The organism is Streptomyces sp. SCSIO 75703 (assembly GCF_036607905.1).
Classification (GTDB): Bacteria; Actinomycetota; Actinomycetes; order Streptomycetales; family Streptomycetaceae; genus Streptomyces.
On the sequence record NZ_CP144555.1, the window covers coordinates 5,268,762 to 5,285,509 of the forward strand.

14 protein-coding genes are annotated in these 16,748 nt (G+C 72.0%); 11 read left to right on the plus strand and 3 right to left on the minus strand.

Annotated elements, in window-relative coordinates:
• The first annotated feature begins 539 nt into the window (after positions 1–539).
• The 11 genes from uvrC (at position 540) to VM636_RS23180 (ending at position 13,297) form a co-directional block, all read left to right on the plus strand.
• Positions 540–2,744: an excinuclease ABC subunit UvrC gene (gene uvrC, locus VM636_RS23130; RefSeq protein WP_030423287.1), complete on the plus strand. Its 2,205-nt coding sequence runs from the start codon at positions 540–542 to the stop codon at positions 2,742–2,744.
• Complete coding sequence (gene rapZ / locus VM636_RS23135; protein WP_030423288.1) at positions 2,741–3,751, plus strand: RNase adapter RapZ; 1,011 nt, start codon at positions 2,741–2,743, stop codon at positions 3,749–3,751. The genes uvrC and rapZ overlap by 4 nt, the downstream gene beginning before the upstream one ends.
• The gene (gene yvcK / locus VM636_RS23140) at positions 3,748–4,839 is read left to right on the plus strand and encodes a uridine diphosphate-N-acetylglucosamine-binding protein YvcK (RefSeq protein WP_030423289.1); all 1,092 of its coding nucleotides are present in this window, start codon (positions 3,748–3,750) and stop codon (positions 4,837–4,839) included. Before rapZ ends, yvcK begins: the two co-directional genes overlap by 4 nt.
• Positions 4,830–5,819, plus strand: a complete 990-nt coding sequence (gene whiA / locus VM636_RS23145; protein ID WP_030423290.1) for a DNA-binding protein WhiA — start codon at positions 4,830–4,832, stop codon at positions 5,817–5,819. The genes yvcK and whiA overlap by 10 nt, the downstream gene beginning before the upstream one ends.
• A 603-nt stretch (positions 5,820–6,422) precedes the next feature.
• A complete protein-coding gene (gene gap, locus VM636_RS23150) occupies positions 6,423–7,430 on the plus strand; it encodes a type I glyceraldehyde-3-phosphate dehydrogenase (protein ID WP_053912641.1) in 1,008 nt (335 codons plus the stop codon).
• A 134-nt stretch (positions 7,431–7,564) separates the two neighbouring features.
• Positions 7,565–8,776, plus strand: a complete 1,212-nt coding sequence (locus VM636_RS23155) for a phosphoglycerate kinase (protein ID WP_338485557.1) — start codon at positions 7,565–7,567, stop codon at positions 8,774–8,776.
• Between the two features lie 6 nt (positions 8,777–8,782).
• On the plus strand, positions 8,783–9,559 hold the full coding sequence (gene tpiA, locus VM636_RS23160) for a triose-phosphate isomerase (RefSeq protein ID WP_030423293.1): 777 nt from the start codon (positions 8,783–8,785) through the stop codon (positions 9,557–9,559).
• Positions 9,560–9,684: 125 nt separating this feature from the next.
• The gene (secG, locus tag VM636_RS23165) at positions 9,685–9,921 is read left to right on the plus strand and encodes a preprotein translocase subunit SecG (RefSeq protein WP_078856301.1); all 237 of its coding nucleotides are present in this window, start codon (positions 9,685–9,687) and stop codon (positions 9,919–9,921) included.
• 226 nt (positions 9,922–10,147) lie between these two features.
• Positions 10,148–10,483: an RNA polymerase-binding protein RbpA gene (locus VM636_RS23170; protein WP_078856302.1), complete on the plus strand. Its 336-nt coding sequence runs from the start codon at positions 10,148–10,150 to the stop codon at positions 10,481–10,483.
• Between the two features lie 126 nt (positions 10,484–10,609).
• Entirely contained in the window at positions 10,610–12,262 is a 1,653-nt protein-coding gene (gene pgi / locus VM636_RS23175) for a glucose-6-phosphate isomerase (RefSeq protein WP_338485562.1), read from the plus strand.
• Positions 12,263–12,358: 96 nt separating this feature from the next.
• On the plus strand, positions 12,359–13,297 hold the full coding sequence (locus tag VM636_RS23180; protein ID WP_053912643.1) for a hypothetical protein: 939 nt from the start codon (positions 12,359–12,361) through the stop codon (positions 13,295–13,297).
• A gap of 101 nt (positions 13,298–13,398) precedes the next feature.
• Here VM636_RS23180 and pgl read toward each other — a convergent pair whose 3' ends face one another.
• The 3 genes from pgl to zwf are packed head-to-tail and all read right to left on the minus strand — an operon-like array spanning position 13,399 to position 16,744.
• Positions 13,399–14,181, minus strand: a complete 783-nt coding sequence (gene pgl, locus VM636_RS23185) for a 6-phosphogluconolactonase (RefSeq protein ID WP_030423428.1) — start codon at positions 14,179–14,181, stop codon at positions 13,399–13,401.
• Positions 14,178–15,224, minus strand: a complete 1,047-nt coding sequence (opcA, locus tag VM636_RS23190) for a glucose-6-phosphate dehydrogenase assembly protein OpcA (RefSeq protein WP_030423429.1) — start codon at positions 15,222–15,224, stop codon at positions 14,178–14,180. Before opcA ends, pgl begins: the two co-directional genes overlap by 4 nt.
• Entirely contained in the window at positions 15,221–16,744 is a 1,524-nt protein-coding gene (gene zwf / locus VM636_RS23195) for a glucose-6-phosphate dehydrogenase (RefSeq protein WP_053912644.1), read from the minus strand. Before zwf ends, opcA begins: the two co-directional genes overlap by 4 nt.
• Positions 16,745–16,748: the final 4 nt, after the last annotated feature.

Genomic DNA, 16,748 nt, shown 5'->3' on the forward strand with positions numbered 1-16,748 from the left:
AGGTCCACGACGGCTGGTCAGACCGTTCGGCGCGAATCCGCGGGGCCGCCCCCGACGCGGCGCAGGGGGTCCTCGTCTCCGTACGCCGCGCTTCATGGCCCCGAGTTCCCCCGCATTGAAGCGTGTTGACCAAGTCCCGACAACACTTGGCGCGGGAGCGCCGTGGACTCCTGGCCGAGAACACACGGGCCCGCCCGCTTCGCCCGGACTCCGCCCGTCCCCGGCCCGCCCCGGCCCGCCCCGGCCCCCGCTCTGACGGCGCCGTCGCCCGAGCCCCTGCCCCGCGCCCCCACCTCGCACCGCCGCCCAGCCCCGCATCTCCACCACCTCCCCCTCCGTCTGCACCACCTCCACCTCCCACCACCTCCCCTCGGGCCCCGCGCAGACCCGCCGGGCCTCCCGAGGCGGCGGGCCCGCGGGCCGCCGTCACCGGCCCCGTTTCCGGTGATCCACCGGCCCGCCGGCCGCTGTCCGCAACGCCGGCGGCTGCTGTCCACAGCCCCGGCGTTCTGTCGGCCCCCGCCAGTAGGGTGTGAGACATGGCCGACCCCTCCAGCTACCGCCCCAGGCCGGGTGAGATCCCGGACTCCCCGGGGGTGTACAGGTTCCGTGACGAGCACCGACGGGTGATCTACGTCGGAAAGGCGAAGAGCCTGCGCCAGCGCCTGGCGAACTATTTCCAGGACCTCGCCGGACTGCACCCGCGTACGCGCACCATGGTCACCACGGCCGCCTCCGTGGAGTGGACGGTGGTGTCCACGGAGGTCGAGGCGCTCCAGCTGGAGTACTCCTGGATCAAGGAGTACGACCCCCGGTTCAACGTCAAGTACCGCGACGACAAGAGCTACCCGTACCTCGCGGTGACGATGAACGAGGAGTTCCCCCGGGTGCAGGTCATGCGGGGCCAGAAGAAGAAGGGCGTGCGCTACTTCGGGCCGTACGGGCACGCCTGGGCGATCCGCGACACGGTCGACCTGCTGCTGCGGGTCTTCCCGGTGCGCACCTGCTCGGCCGGCGTCTTCAAGAACGCCGCGCGCACCGGCCGCCCCTGCCTCCTCGGCTACATCGGCAAGTGCTCGGCACCCTGCGTGGAGCGGATCTCCGCCGAGGGCCACCGGGAGCTGGCGGAGGAGTTCTGCGACTTCATGGCCGGCCGCACCGGCACCTACCTGCGCCGCCTGGAGGCGCGAATGGGGGAGGCGGCCGAGGAGATGGAGTACGAGCGCGCGGCTCGCCTGCGGGACGACATCGGGGCCCTGCGGAAGGCCATGGAGAAGAGCGCGGTCGTGCTCGCCGACGCGACCGACGCCGACCTGATCGCCGTCGCCGAGGACGAGCTGGAGGCGGCGGTCCAGATCTTCCACGTGCGCGGCGGACGCGTCCGGGGCCAGCGCGGCTGGGTCACCGACAAGGTCGAGGAGGTCACCACCGCCGCCCTCGTCGAGCACGCCCTCCAGCAGCTCTACGGGGAGGAGAGCGGGGACGCCGTGCCCCGTGAGGTGCTGGTCCCGGCCCTGCCCGAGCCGGTGGAGCCGGTGCAGCAGTGGCTGACGGACCGGCGCGGTTCGGGCGTGTCGCTGCGCATTCCGCAGCGTGGCGACAAGAAGGCCCTCATGGAGACGGTGCAGCGCAACGCGCAGCAGGCGCTCGTCCTGCACAAGACCAAGCGCGCCTCCGACCTCACCACGCGTTCGCGTGCCCTGGAGGAGATCGCCGACGCGCTGGGTCTGGACAGCGCGCCGCTGCGCATCGAGTGCTACGACGTCTCGCACCTCCAGGGCGACGACGTGGTCGCCTCCATGGTCGTCTTCGAGGACGGGCTGGCCCGCAAGAGCGAGTACCGGCGGTTCCAGATCAAGGGCTTCCGGGGGCAGGACGACGTCCGCTCCATGCACGAGGTGATCACCCGTCGCTTCCGCCGCTACCTCGCCGAGAAGGAACGGACGGGGGAGTGGGCGGGGCAGGAGCCCGCCGGGGACGGGGCCGGGGACCCGCACGGCGGCCCGGCCGGACCGCCCGCCGCCGGGGGCGCACCGGCCGCCCCGCCCGGGGACACGCCCGTCGCCGTTCCCGGCGCCCCGTCGGCCCCCGGGAACGGCGGGGCCGGCGCCCCGGCGGGCGGCGGCCCGGAAGGGCTCAAGGACGAGGACGGGCGGCCCCGGCGGTTCGCCTACCCGCCCCAGCTCGTCGTCGTCGACGGCGGGCAGCCGCAGGTCGCGGCGGCGCAGCGGGCCCTGGACGAGCTGGGCATCGACGACATCGCCGTGTGCGGGCTGGCCAAGCGGCTGGAGGAGGTCTGGCTGCCCGGCGACGACGACCCGGTCGTCCTGCCCCGCACGAGCGAGGGACTGTACCTGCTCCAGCGGGTCCGGGACGAGGCACACCGCTTCGCCATCGCCTACCAGCGCGCCAAACGCGCCAAGCGCTTCCGCTCGGGCCCCCTCGACGACGTGCCCGGACTGGGGGAGACCCGTAAGCAGGCGCTCCTCAAACACTTCGGTTCGGTGAAGAAACTCCGGTCGGCGACGATCGACCAGATCTGCGAGGTACCCGGTATAGGACGCAAGACGGCCGAGACCGTCGCGGTGGCCCTCGCGGGGGCCGCGCCGGCCGCGCCCGCCGTGAACACGGCCACCGGAGAGATCATGGAAGACGAGGACGGGGCACCCGAGACGACGGCGGATGCCCCGGGGGAGCCCGTGTCCGCGGGCACCCCGGACGAACGACGGGGGCAGGAGAGATGACCGAGCACGACACACAGCCCACACCGGAGCGGACCCCGCGCACGACCGGCGAGGACGCGGGTCCAGGGACCGCCCGGCCCGACGGGCGCCACGACAACGGAGCACACGTGAGTACGGGCAACGAGACAGCCGGGACGCACGACACGGGCATCCCCGAGCTGGTGATCATCTCCGGTATGTCCGGAGCCGGCCGCTCGACGGCGGCGAAGTGTCTGGAGGACCTCGGCTGGTTCGTCGTCGACAACCTGCCGCCCGCGCTGATCCCCACCATGGTGGAGCTGGGCGCCCGCTCGCAGGGCAACGTGGCCCGCATCGCGGTCGTCGTCGACGTCCGCGGCCGGCGCTTCTTCGACAACCTGCGCGAGTCCCTCGCCGACCTCGACTCCCGGGGGGTCACCCGGAGGATCGTTTTTCTGGAGTCCTCGGACGAGGCGCTGGTGCGCCGTTTCGAGTCGGTGCGCCGCCCGCATCCCCTCCAGGGCGACGGCCGCATCGTCGACGGCATTGACGCCGAGCGGGAACTGCTGCGCGAGCTGCGGGGCGACGCCGACCTGGTGATCGACACCTCCAGCCTCAACGTGCACGAGCTGCGCGCCAAGATGGACGCGCAGTTCGCCGGCGACGAGGAGCCCGAGCTGCGGGCCACCGTCATGTCCTTCGGCTTCAAGTACGGCCTCCCGGTCGACGCCGACCTGGTCGTGGACATGCGCTTCCTGCCCAACCCGCACTGGGTCCCGGAACTGCGTCCCTTCAGCGGTCTGAACGAGGAGGTCTCGGCCTACGTCCTCAACCAGCCCGGGGCCAAGGAGTTCCTCGACCGCTATGCCGAGCTGCTCCAGCTGATCGCGGCGGGCTACCGTCGTGAGGGCAAGCGCTATGTGACCGTCGCCGTCGGCTGCACCGGCGGCAAGCACCGGTCCGTGGCCATGTCGGAGAAGCTCGCCGCCAGGCTCGCCGCCGAGGGCGTGGAGACGGTGGTCGTCCACCGGGACATGGGACGGGAATGACAGGACGTACTCCGCGGCTGAGCAGGCTGCGCCGGGTGGTGCCGGAGGGACGCGGCGGCAGGGCCGCCGAGTCCCGCACCGCCCGCCCCGCCGAGGCGCGCGGCGGCAAGCCGCGCCGCCGCGGCACCCAGCCCAAGGTCGTCGCCCTCGGCGGCGGCATGGGGCTGTCCGCCTCGCTCGCCGCACTGCGCCGGATCACCGGCGACCTCACCGCCGTCGTCACCGTGGCCGACGACGGCGGCTCCAGCGGACGCCTCCGCGACGAACTGGGTGTCCTGCCCCCCGGCGACCTGCGCAAGGCGCTGGCCGCGCTGTGCGGGGACGACGACTGGGGCCAGACCTGGGCGCGGGTGATCCAGCACCGCTTCCAGTCCCAGGGCGAACTGCACGAACACGCGGTCGGCAATCTGCTGATCGTCGCCCTGTGGGAGCAGCTCGGCGACCATGTCCAGGCCCTGGACCTGGTCGGCCGGCTGCTCGGCGCGCACGGGCGGGTGCTGCCCATGTCCGCCGTACCGCTGGAGCTCCAGGCCCTGGTAAGGGGCCACGATCCGGAGCGGCCCGAGGACGTGGAGACGGTGCGCGGACAGGCCACGGTCGCGCTCACCCCCGGCGAGGTGCAGTCCGTGCACCTGGTGCCGCACGATCCGCCGGCCGTGCCGGACGCGGTGGCGGCGGTGCTCGACGCGGACTGGGTCGTGCTCGGTCCGGGCTCCTGGTTCTCCTCCGTCATCCCGCACCTGCTCGTGCCCGAACTGCTCGACGCGCTCACCCAGACCAAGGCCCGCAGGGTGCTCTCGCTCAACCTCGCCCCCCAGCCCGGCGAAACGGAAGGCTTCTCTCCGCAGCGTCATTTGGAGGTTTTGGGACGACACGCCCCTAAACTCGCCCTGGACGTGGTGCTGGCCGACGAGGCCGCCGTGCCCGACCGTGACTCGCTCACCGACGCCGCCAAGGGGTTCGGCGCCGCGGTCGAGCTGGCTCCGGTCGCACGGACCGACAAGACCCCGAGGCATGATCCGGAACTGTTGGCCGCCGCGTACGACCGTATTTTTCGGATGCATGGAAGGATCGGCCCATGGCGATGACGCCAGCGGTGAAGGACGAGGTCTCCCGGCTTCCCGTCACCCGTACCTGCTGCCGGAAGGCGGAGGTCTCCTCCGTGCTGCGGTTCGCCGGCGGCCTCCACCTGGTGAGTGGGCGCATCGTGATCGAGGCGGAGCTGGACACGGCGATGGCGGCCCGGCGCCTCAAGCGGGACGTCCTGGAGATTTTCGGCCACAGCTCGGAACTGATCGTGATGGCGCCCGGCGGGCTGCGCCGCGGCTCGCGCTACGTGGTGCGGGTGGTCGCGGGAGGTGACCAGCTCGCCCGCCAGACCGGCCTGGTGGACGGCCGGGGCCGCCCCATCCGGGGGCTGCCCCCGCAGGTGGTCTCCGGCGCCACCTGCGACGCCGAGGCGGCCTGGCGCGGCGCCTTCCTGGCGCACGGCTCGCTCACCGAGCCCGGCCGGTCCTCCTCCCTGGAGGTGACCTGCCCCGGCCCCGAGGCCGCCCTCGCCCTGGTCGGCGCCGCCCGCAGACTGTCGATCGCCGCGAAGGCCCGCGAGGTGCGGGGGGTGGACCGGGTCGTGGTCCGTGACGGCGACGCGATCGGCGCCCTGCTCACCCGGCTCGGGGCCCACGAGTCCGTCCTGGCCTGGGAGGAGCGGCGGATGCGCCGCGAGGTCCGGGCCACGGCGAACCGTCTCGCCAACTTCGACGACGCCAACCTGCGCCGTTCGGCCCGCGCGGCCGTCGCCGCCGGCGCCCGGGTGCAGCGGGCGCTGGAGATCCTCGCCGACGACGTGCCCGAGCACCTCGCCGCCGCGGGCCGGCTGCGCATGGACCACAAGCAGGCCTCGCTGGAGGAACTGGGCGCTCTCGCCGACCCGCCGCTGACCAAGGACGCGGTGGCCGGGCGCATCCGCCGCCTGCTGGCCATGGCCGACAAGCGCGCCTCGGACCTCGGCATCCCGGGTACCGAGGCCAACCTCGGCGAGGAGCTGGCGGACAACCTCGTGGGCTGATCCGCCGTCCGTTCCCGACAGACCGTCAACAAGCCGGTGCCGGTACCCGAACGGGTACCGGCACCGGCCTTTTCCGGCGGCTCCTTCACCCGTCCGGGAAAGAAACATCCGGGGCGTGCCGGGCATCCGCCGGTGCGGGCGGACCGCCGTCGCCCGCCCTCGCCCCGGACACCCCGCCGGCACTCCCGCACCGGCCCGCGGACCCCGTCATCACCCGGCGCCCCGGACGCCCGTTTCCGGCCCCCGGCGCCCGTGCGCGGCCACCTCCGGAGCCCTTCCCCGGGCACGCTCCGGACACCCTCCGAGACCCCTCCGGTACACCCCCGTACACCCTCCGGAACCCCTCGTGAACAGCGCGTACCCCTGCCCGGAACGAGTGACGCCCCCGGTCAACGACCGTCCTCGCGGCGTCCCGGAATCGGGTGATACGTCCCCGGAATCGGGGTGGTCCGTACCCCTACCTACGGGTACCGGCCACCGTGCCGGGTATGCGTCGTCTCGATGTCACTCCGCCCGCCTCCGGGAGGTAGGGTCGAGGGTGGTCGGGGACATCCCATACAGCTCGCCGGCACGCAGCCGGCGTACCAACGAGGAGATCGGTTCGTGACGATCCGCGTAGGCATCAACGGCTTTGGCCGCATCGGTCGTAACTACTTCCGCGCGCTGCTGGAGCAGGGTGCAGACATCGAGATCGTGGCTGTCAACGACCTGGGTGACACCGCGACCACCGCCCACCTGCTCAAGTACGACACCATCCTCGGCCGCCTCAAGCAGGAGGTCTCGCACACCGAGGACACCATCACCGTCGGCGGCAAGACCATCAAGGTCCTGTCCGAGCGCAACCCGGCCGAGATCCCCTGGGGCGAGCTGGGCGTCGACATCGTGATCGAGTCGACCGGCATCTTCACCAAGAAGGAAGACGCCGAGAAGCACCTCACCGGCGGCGCCAAGAAGGTCATCATCTCCGCCCCGGCGAAGAACGAGGACGTCACCGTCGTCATGGGCGTCAACCAGGACGACTACGACCCGGCCAAGCACACCGTCATCTCCAACGCCTCCTGCACCACCAACTGCGTGGCGCCGATGGCGAAGGTCCTCGACGAGAACTTCGGCATCGTGCGCGGCCTGATGACGACGGTGCACGCCTACACGAACGACCAGCGCATCCTGGACTTCCCGCACAAGGACCTGCGCCGCGCGCGGGCCGCCGCGGAGAACATCATCCCGACGACCACCGGCGCCGCGAAGGCGACCGCCCTGGTCCTGCCGCAGCTCAAGGGCAAGCTGGACGGCATCGCCATGCGCGTCCCGGTCCCCACCGGCTCGGTGACCGACCTCGTCGTCGAGCTGAGCCGCGAGGTCACCAAGGAAGAGGTCAACGCGGCCTTCCAGAAGGCCGCGGAGGGCGAGCTGAAGGGCATCCTCGAGTACACCGAGGACGCCATCGTCTCCTCCGACATCGTCAACGCACCGGCGTCCTGCACCTTCGACTCCTCCCTGACCATGGTCCAGGAGGGCAAGAACGTGAAGATCATCGGGTGGTACGACAACGAGTGGGGCTACTCCAACCGCCTCGTCGACCTCACCGTCTTCGTCGGCAACCAGCTCTGATCGACCGGAGCGGACACTTCATGTGAGAGCAGGGCCCGGGCGGCGTGCGGTCACGCCGTCCGGGCCCTGACCCACGTCCGGCACCACCCGTCCTCGTAGGATCACGAGCGATCAAGAGCCCAGGAGCCGCTGTTATGAAGACGATCGACGAACTGCTCTCGGAAGGCGTGGCCGGCAAGCGCGTCTTCGTCCGTGCCGACCTCAACGTGCCGCTGGCCGGCACGACCATCACCGACGACGGCCGCATCCGCGCCGTGCTGCCCACCGTCAAGGCCCTGGCCGACGCGGGCGCGCGCGTCGTCGTCGCCTCGCACCTGGGCCGCCCCAAGGGCGCCCCGGACCCCGCCTACTCCCTGGCCCCGGCCGCCGCCCGCCTCGGCGAACTCCTCGGAACCGAGGTCGCCTTCGCCACGGACACGGCCGGCGATTCCGCCGCCGCCACCGTCGCCGGCCTCGCCGGCGGACAGGTCGCCGTCCTGGAGAACCTGCGCTTCAACCCCGGCGAGACCAGCAAGGACGACGCCGAGCGCGCCGCCTTCGCCGACCGGCTGGCCGGCCTCGCGGACGTCTACGTGGGCGACGGCTTCGGTGCCGTGCACCGCAAGCACGCCTCCGTCTACGACCTGCCCCAGCGCCTGCCGCACTACGCCGGCCACCTCATCGCCACCGAGGTCGGCGTCCTGCGCAGGCTCACCGACGAGGTCCGGCGCCCCTACGTGGTCGCGCTCGGCGGCGCCAAGGTCTCCGACAAGCTCGCCGTCATCGACGAACTGCTCGGCCGCGCCGACCGCATCCTGATCGGCGGCGGCATGGCCTACACCTTCCTCAAGGCCCAGGGCCACGAGATCGGCACCTCCCTGCTCCAGGAGGACCAGCTCCCGGCCGTCCGGGAGTACATGGAGCGCGCCGAGAAGAACGGCGTCGAACTGGTCCTCCCCGTGGACGTGCGGGTCTCCTCGCGGTTCCCGGACCTCGAGGCGAAGGCGCCCACCCACCCCACCACCGTCGCCGCGGACGCCATCCCGGCCGACCAGCAGGGCCTGGACATCGGCCCCGAGACCGACAAGCTGTACGCATCCAAGCTCGCCGACGCGGCCACCGTCTTCTGGAACGGCCCCATGGGCGTCTTCGAGCACCCCGACTACGCCGAGGGCACCAAGGCGGTCGCCCAGGCCCTCGTCGACGCCCCGGGCTTCACCGTGGTCGGCGGCGGCGACTCCGCCGCGGCCGTGCGCACGCTCGGCTTCGACGAGAACGCATTCGGCCACATCTCGACCGGCGGCGGCGCCTCCCTCGAATACCTCGAGGGCAAGACGCTCCCCGGCCTCGCCGCACTGGAGGACTGACCCCGCATGACCACCCGCACGCCGCTGATGGCCGGCAACTGGAAGATGAACCTCAACCACCTGGAGGCCATCGCCCACGTCCAGAAGCTCGCCTTCGCCCTCGCCGACAAGGACTACGAGGCCGTCGAGGTCGCCGTCCTCGCGCCCTTCACCGACCTGCGCTCCGTGCAGACCCTCGTCGAGGGGGACAAGCTCAAGATCAAGTACGGTGCCCAGGACATCTCCGCCCACGACGGCGGCGCCTACACCGGCGAGATCTCCGGACCGATGCTGGCCAAGCTGAAGTGCGCCTTCGTGGCCGTCGGCCACTCCGAGCGCCGGCAGTACCACGCCGAGACCGACGAGCAGGTCAACGCCAAGGTCAGGGCCGCCTACAAGCACGGCCTCACCCCGATCCTGTGCGTCGGCGAGGAACTGGAGGTCCGCGAGGCGGGCAACCACGTCGCCCACACCCTCGCCCAGGTCGAGGGCGGTCTGAAGGACCTGCCCGCCGAGCAGGCCGAGACCGTCGTCGTCGCCTACGAGCCCGTCTGGGCCATCGGCACCGGCAAGGTCTGCGGCGCCGGGGACGCCCAGGAGGTCTGCGCGGCGATCCGCGGCAAGATCGCCGAGCTGTACTCGCAGGAACTGGCGGACAAGGTCCGCATCCAGTACGGCGGCTCGGTCAAGTCCGGCAACGTCGCCGAGATCATGGCCCAGCCCGACATCGACGGCGCCCTCGTCGGCGGTGCCTCACTGGACGCCGACGAGTTCGTCAAGATCGTCCGCTTCCGCGACCAGTGAGTATGCGGTAGCCGCGATACGTCGTACTCTTGCGGGGGCATGGTAGTGCGCCCCTGTGCGGCCCGGCCGCCCAGGCGTCACCATGCCCCCGTCATTCATCCGAGTCCGAGGAAGTTGGTCCAGCCGTGGTTTTGGGGTTCTCGATCGCCCTGATCGTCTTCAGCCTGCTGCTGATGCTGCTGGTGCTGATGCACAAGGGGAAGGGCGGCGGTCTCTCCGACATGTTCGGTGGCGGCATGCAGTCGTCCGTCGGCGGCTCCTCGGTCGCCGAGCGCAACCTCGACCGGATCACCGTCGTGGTCGGTCTGCTGTGGTTCGCGTGCATCATCGCGCTCGGCCTGCTGATGAAGGCGAACGGCTGATCACGCCGACCGGCCGGCCGGACTCGGGCGGCGGCACACCGCGCACCACGGGCCCCATGTCCGGTACGCGCCGCTCGGCGCGGCCTATCATGAGGCTTGCGTCTGGGCGCTTGGGCTTGTAACTCCAATCACTGGACGCGCGTTGGGCCTTTCGTAGACTGAGGCGCTCGCGGCGAAGCGGAACGCCGACTCGCTTCGCGGCACCATCACGCAGGGAGTTACGACCGTGGCAAGTGGCAACGCGATCCGGGGAAGCCGGGTCGGGGCGGGGCCGATGGGCGAGGCCGAGCGCGGCGAGTCAGCGCCGCGTCTGCGCATCTCCTTCTGGTGCTCCAACGGACACGAGACACAGCCGAGCTTCGCGAGCGACGCACAGGTCCCGGAGACCTGGGACTGCCCGCGCTGCGGCTTCCCCGCCGGACAGGACCGGGAGAACCCGCCGGACCCGCCGCGCACCGAGCCCTACAAGACGCACCTGGCCTACGTGCGCGAGCGTCGCAGCGACGCGGACGGCGAGGCGATCCTCGCCGAGGCACTCGCCAAGCTGCGCGGCGAGATCTAGAGAAGACCGGCCGGACACCCCAGGGGTGCCTGGCCGGAGTCGTTCGACACCCTTCTTCCACGCTGATCGCTTAGGTTGGATCGGCGGGGACGCTGCCACACGCAAGGAAGAAGGCTGAAGTCCGACATGAACGCAGACGGCCGTATCAGGCTCGACCAGATGCCCGAATGGACCGCGCTGGCCAAGCACCACCAGGAACTCGGAGAGGTGCGCCTGCGCGAGCTGTTCGCCGCCGACCCGGAGCGGGGCAGCTCCTGGACCCTGCGGGTGGGCGACCTGTACGTCGACTACTCCAAGCACCTCGTGACCGATGAGACGCTGGCGTTGTTGCGTGAACTGGCGTCCGCGACCGGTGTGTTCGCGTTGCGGGATGCGATGTTCCGCGGGGAGCGGATCAACACGACGGAGGACCGCGCCGTTCTGCACACGGCGCTGCGGGCGCCGCGGGGGGCGGTCGTCGAGGTGGACGGGGAGAACGTGGTCCCCGGGGTGCACGCCGTGCTGGACAGGATGGCGGCCTTCGCGGAGCGGGTGCGTTCCGGGGAGTGGACCGGGTACACCGGCCGGCGTATCCGGAACGTGGTGAACATCGGCATCGGTGGTTCCGACCTCGGCCCCGCGATGGCCTACGAGGCGCTGCGTGACTACAGCGACCGCTCCCTGGTGTTCCGGTTCGTGTCGAACGTGGACGGGGCCGATCTGTACGAGGCGACGCGGGACCTGGATCCGGCGGAGACGCTGTTCGTCGTCGCCTCGAAGACGTTCACGACGATCGAGACGATCACCAACGCCACGTCCGCGCGGAGCCGGCTGCTGGACGCCCTCGGTGACGAGGCGGCCGTGGCCCGGCACTTCGTCGCGTTGTCCACGAACGCGCAGAAGGTCGCGGAGTTCGGTATCGACACGGCCAACATGTTCGAGTTCTGGGACTGGGTCGGCGGCCGGTACTCCTTCGACTCGGCCATCGGCCTCTCCCTGATGATCGCCATCGGCCCGGACCGCTTCCGTGAGCTGCTGGACGGTTTCCACCTCGTCGACGAGCACTTCCGCGCGGCGCCGCCCGAGGCCAACGTGCCGCTGCTGATGGGCCTGCTGGGCATCTGGTACGGCAACTTCCTGGGCGCCCAGTCCCACGCGGTGCTGCCCTACAGCCACCACCTCTCCCGCTTCACCGCCTACCTCCAGCAACTCGACATGGAGTCCAACGGCAAGTCCGTCGACCGTGACGGGCAGCCGGTGCGGTGGCAGACCGGGCCCGTGGTGTGGGGCACCCCCGGCACCAACGGCCAGCACGCCTACTACCAGTTGATCCACCAGGGCACCAAGCTGATCCCCGCCGACTTCATCGGCTTCGCCCGGCCCGTACCGGGACTCGACGACACCCTCGGCGCCCAGCACGACCTGCTGATGGCCAACTTCTTCGCCCAGACCCAGGCCCTCGCCTTCGGCAAGACACCCGACGAGGTCCGCGAGGAAGGCGTCCCCGAGGAACTCGTCCCCCACAAGACCTTCCACGGCGACCACCCCACCACCACCATCCTCGCCCCCCAGCTCACCCCCTCCGTCCTCGGCCAGCTCATCGCCCTCTACGAACACAAGGTCTTCGTCCAGGGCGCCGTCTGGAACATCGACTCCTTCGACCAATGGGGCGTCGAACTCGGCAAGGTGCTGGCCAAGCGGGTCGAACCGGCGCTCACCGAGGGCGCCGAGGTGCCCGGCCTCGACCCCTCCACCCGGGCGCTGGTCGCCGCCTACCGGGAGCAGCGCGGCCGGAGGTGACCCCCTCGCACCGGCCACGGGAGGCGGGCGGCGGACCGCCGCCCGCCTCCCGTAGACTCCCGTGATCATTCGGATCATCACTCGGGGGAGTTCACCATGGCGCGTGCGCCGGGGAGTTGGACGGGCGGCGGACTGACGGCGCGGGACGCGCTGCGGCCCAAACGGCTGGCCCGCGCGCTGTTCCACCCGGCGTGGATCCCGCCGTCCGTCGACGCCTCCGTCGAACGCCTCAAACGGGTCCGGCTCATCGCCGGCACGGTCGCCGCGCTCGGCGTCTACACCGTCGTCCAGGGCGGGTTCAGCTTCGACGAGGTGCTGGAGAACATGCTGACGGCCTCCGCCCTCCTGCTGTTCCTCACCCCGCTCACGGTCGGCGCCATGCTCTGGGTGTGGCGCCGCGACGGCCCGGTCCGCACGCTCAAGGTGCCGCTGCTCAACTCGGCCAAGCTGCTGCTGCTCTTCGTGGGGTGGATCGTGCTCACGGTCTACCTGCTGCGGTCGGCGACCGGCTCACCGCTGCTCGTCCTGGTCACCGGGCCACTGGGACTGTGGATGGTGGTGGTCGTGATCCGCGGCGCCGTGCACGTCTCGGGCAACTTCTTCGGCACGGCGGGCGTCCACCGCTGCCTGCCGCCGCTGCTGGCGACCGTGACGACCTGGCTGATCGCCCTCATCGACCTCGCCACCGGCGACCTGCACGGGCTCAGCCTCACCATGGGCGTCGTCTTCATCCTCGGGGCGCCCGTGACGGTCACCGCGATCGCTTTGCTGGAGACGGGCCGGCTGCGCCGCCACCACGGCATCCGGCTCACCCGGCACCCGGCGGCCCACCGGCGGCCCGGCCCGCCCCGGGGCCCGCACGTCCCGCCGCAGGCGCCGTACGCCCCGCCGCCGGGCACTCCCTACCCGCCGCCCCGACCGGGGAGGGCCCCGTACGGCCCCGGCGGCCCCCACGGTCACGGCAACCCCTACACGGCCCCGCCGCGCCCCCACCGTGCCGGCGACCCGTACGCCCCGCGCCCCGGCGGTTCCTGACCCCCGGCCGCCTTCGGCCAGCAGGCGACGGCCCCGGCCGCGTCCGAAGACGGCGACGCCGGGCCCCGTGGCACGGGGCCCGGCGTCCTGCCGAGCGGGTACTACGCCGACGCCGGCGGATACATCGACCGGGGCAGCCCGGAGGCCGCCGCCGCGTCCAGCAGCCACAGGGTGCGCGAGCGGCCCCGCGCCCCGGCCGCCGGGGCCTGGACCTCGCCGGCGCCGGACAGCGCGACCGCCACCGCCTTCGCCTTGTCCTCCCCGGCCGCCAGCAGCCACACCTCGCGGGCCGCCCGGATCGCCGGCAGGGTCAGGGAGACCCGGGTCGGCGGCGGCTTGGGGGCGCCGCGGACGCCGACCACCGTCCGCTCCGCCTCCCGCACCGCGGGCAGCTCCGGGAAGAGCGACGCCACGTGCGTGTCCGGTCCGACGCCCAGCAGCAGCACGTCGAACGAGGGCACCGCGGCGTGGTCCTCCGGCCCGGCGGCCTCCGCCAGCTCCCGCGCGTAGGCCGCCGCGGCGGCCTCCACGTCCGAGCCGTGGGGACCGTCCGAGGCGGGCATCGCCCGCACCCGCGCCGGGTCGACCGGCACCGCGTCCAGCAGCGCCTCGCGCGCCTGCGTCACGTTGCGCTCCGGATCGCCCTCGGGCAGGAAGCGCTCGTCGCCCCACCACAGGTCCAGCCGCGACCAGTCGACGGCGTCCCGGGCGGACGAACCCGCCAGGGCGGCGAGCAGGCCGTTGCCGTTGCGGCCGCCGGTCAGCACCACGGACGCCGAGCCCCGCGACGCCTGCGCGTCCACGATCTTCGTGATCAGCCGGGCCGCGGCCGCCTCGGCCATCAGCTCCTTGTCCCGGTGCACGACCACCTGGGGAGTGCTCACGTCGTCGCCGCCTTCCTCACCTGTTCCTCCTCCCGCGCCGTGTCCCGCGCGGGAGCTTCCGCAGCCGTCTCGACGGGAGCGCCTGCCCCGGGAGACCGCCCCCCGGCTCCTTTGGGTGGCGCGTTCAGCCGGTTGACGCCGTAGCGGAGCGCCGAGGCGTAGGTGTCGTCCGGGTCGAGCCGGCGCAGCTCCTCCGCCATCAGCTCGGCGGTCTCGCGGCGCTTGAGCGCCACCGCGCGGGCCGGCTGGCCCTGGATGGACAGGGTGGCCAGCGAACCGTCCGCCCGGTCCAGGACGACCGGACCGCAGTCCGTCTCCATCCGGACCGCCGTCAGCCCCGGCCCGCCGGAGGCGGAACGCTCCACCGGGACGTCCAGCCGGTCCGCGAGCCACATCGCCAGCAGCTCGCAGCTCGGGTTGAACGCCTCGCCCTCCACCTCGACCGACTGCACCCGGCAGTCGACCTGGTCCAGGGCCGCCGCCAGCATCGAGCGCCAGGGCGTGATCCGGGTCCACGACAGGTCGGTGTCCCCGGGCGTGTACGACTCCGCGCGCGCGACCAGCTCGCGCACCGGCTCCTCGCAGGCGTAGGTGTCGGTGACCCGGCGCTGGGCGAGCGCCCCGAGCGGGTCGTTGGCCGGGTCCAGCGGCGCGTTCACCGGCCACCACACCACCACCGGGGCGTCCGGCAGCAGCAGCGGCAGCACCACCGACTGGGCGTGGTCGACGACCTCGCCGTACAGCCGCAGCACCACCGTCTCGCCGGTGCCGGCGTCCGCGCCGATGCGCACCTCGGCGTCGAGCCGGGACCGCGTGCGCTCCCGGGGGGAGCGCGAGACGCGCTTGATGACGACGAGGGTGCGCGAGGGGTGTTCGTGCGCGGCGTCGCTCGCCGCCCTCAGCGCGTCGTAGGCGTTCTCCTCGTCGGTGACGATGACCAGCGTGAGCACCATGCCGACGGCGGGGGTGCCGCTGGCCCGGCGGCCCTGCACCAGCGCCTTGTTGATCTTGCTGGCCGTGGTGTCCGTGAGGTCTGTCTTCATGGCCGGCGCCAGCTCCGTCCGTCTCGCTCCAGCATCTCGTCGGCCTCGACCGGCCCCCAGGTACCGGCCGGGTACTGGGCCGGGGTGCCGTTCTCGTCCCAGTACCGCTCGATCGGGTCGAGGATCTTCCAGGACAGCTCGACCTCCTCGGTGCGCGGGAAGAGGTTGGCGTCGCCGAGCAGCACGTCCAGGATGAGGCGTTCGTACGCCTCGGGGCTGGACTCGGTGAAGGACTCGCCGTAGGCGAAGTCCATGGACACGTCCCGGATCTCCATGGAGGTGCCGGGCACCTTGGAGCCGAAGCGGACCGTGACGCCCTCGTCGGGCTGGACGCGGATGACGATCGCGTTCTGGCCCAGTTCCTCCGTCGCGCTCGTGTCGAAGGGGGAGTGCGGGGCCCGCTGGAAGACCACGGCGATCTCCGTGACCCGGCGGCCGAGGCGTTTGCCGGTGCGCAGGTAGAAGGGGACGCCCGCCCAGCGGCGGTTGTCGATGCCGACCTTGATCGCCGCGTAGGTGTCGGTGGTGGACTTCGGGTCGATGCCCTCTTCCTCCAGGTAACCGACCGCCTTCGCGCCGCCCTGCCAGCCCGCCGCGTACTGTCCGCGCACCGTGTCGCGGCCGAGGTCCGCGGGGAGCCGGACCGCGCCGAGCACCTTGGTCTTCTCCGCGGCCAGCGCGTCCGCGTCGAAGGAGGCGGGCTCCTCCATCGCGGTCAGGGCGAGGAGTTGCAGGAGGTGGTTCTGGATGACGTCGCGGGCGGCGCCGATGCCGTCGTAGTAGCCGGCCCGGCCGCCGATGCCGATGTCCTCGGCCATGGTGATCTGCACGTGGTCCACGTAGGACCGGTTCCAGATCGGTTCGAACATGGTGTTGGCGAAGCGCAGCGCCAGGATGTTCTGGACGGTCTCCTTGCCCAGGTAGTGGTCGATGCGGAAGACCTGGTCCGGGGCGAAGACCTCGTGGACGATCGCGTTCAGCTCCTCGGCCGACCGCAGGTCGTGGCCGAAGGGCTTCTCGATCACCGCGCGCCGCCAGGAGCCGCCGGACTGGTCCGCCAGCCCGTGCTTGCGGAGCTGCTGGATCACCACCGGGAAGGACTTCGGCGGCACCGAGAGGTAGAAGGCGAAGTTGCCGCCCGTGCCCTGCGCCTTGTCCAGCTCGTCGATCGTGTCGCGCAGCCGCTCGAACGAGTCGTCGTCGTCGAAGGTGCCCTGCACGAAGCGCATGCCCTGCAGGAGCTGCTGCCAGACCTCCTCGCGGAAGGTGGTGCGCGCGTGTTCCTTGACGGCGTCGTGCACGACCTGCGCGAAGTCCTCGTTCTCCCAGTCGCGGCGGGCGAAGCCCACCAGCGAGAAGCCCGGCGGCAGCAGACCCCGGTTCGCCAGGTCGTAGACGGCGGGCATGAGCTTCTTGCGGGAGAGGTCGCCCGTGACGCCGAAGATGACCAGACCCGACGGCCCCGCGATGCGCGGGAGCCGTCGGTCTGCGGGGTCACGCAGCGGGTTGCTGCTCGACAATGTC

What these genes read in the sequence shown, in the direction of transcription:
- uvrC (WP_030423287.1), top strand. Translation starts at nt 540, where the DNA reads ATGGCCGACCCCTCCAGCTACCGCCCCAGGCCGGGTGAGATCCCGGAC.
- rapZ (WP_030423288.1), top strand. Translation starts at nt 2,741, where the DNA reads ATGACCGAGCACGACACACAGCCCACACCGGAGCGGACCCCGCGCACG.
- yvcK (WP_030423289.1), top strand. Translation starts at nt 3,748, where the DNA reads ATGACAGGACGTACTCCGCGGCTGAGCAGGCTGCGCCGGGTGGTGCCG.
- whiA (WP_030423290.1), top strand. Translation starts at nt 4,830, where the DNA reads ATGGCGATGACGCCAGCGGTGAAGGACGAGGTCTCCCGGCTTCCCGTC.
- VM636_RS23155 (WP_338485557.1), top strand. Translation starts at nt 7,565, where the DNA reads ATGAAGACGATCGACGAACTGCTCTCGGAAGGCGTGGCCGGCAAGCGC.
- tpiA (WP_030423293.1), top strand. Translation starts at nt 8,783, where the DNA reads ATGACCACCCGCACGCCGCTGATGGCCGGCAACTGGAAGATGAACCTC.
- pgi (WP_338485562.1), top strand. Translation starts at nt 10,610, where the DNA reads ATGAACGCAGACGGCCGTATCAGGCTCGACCAGATGCCCGAATGGACC.
- VM636_RS23180 (WP_053912643.1), top strand. Translation starts at nt 12,359, where the DNA reads ATGGCGCGTGCGCCGGGGAGTTGGACGGGCGGCGGACTGACGGCGCGG.
- opcA (WP_030423429.1), bottom strand. Translation starts at nt 15,224, where the DNA reads ATGAAGACAGACCTCACGGACACCACGGCCAGCAAGATCAACAAGGCG.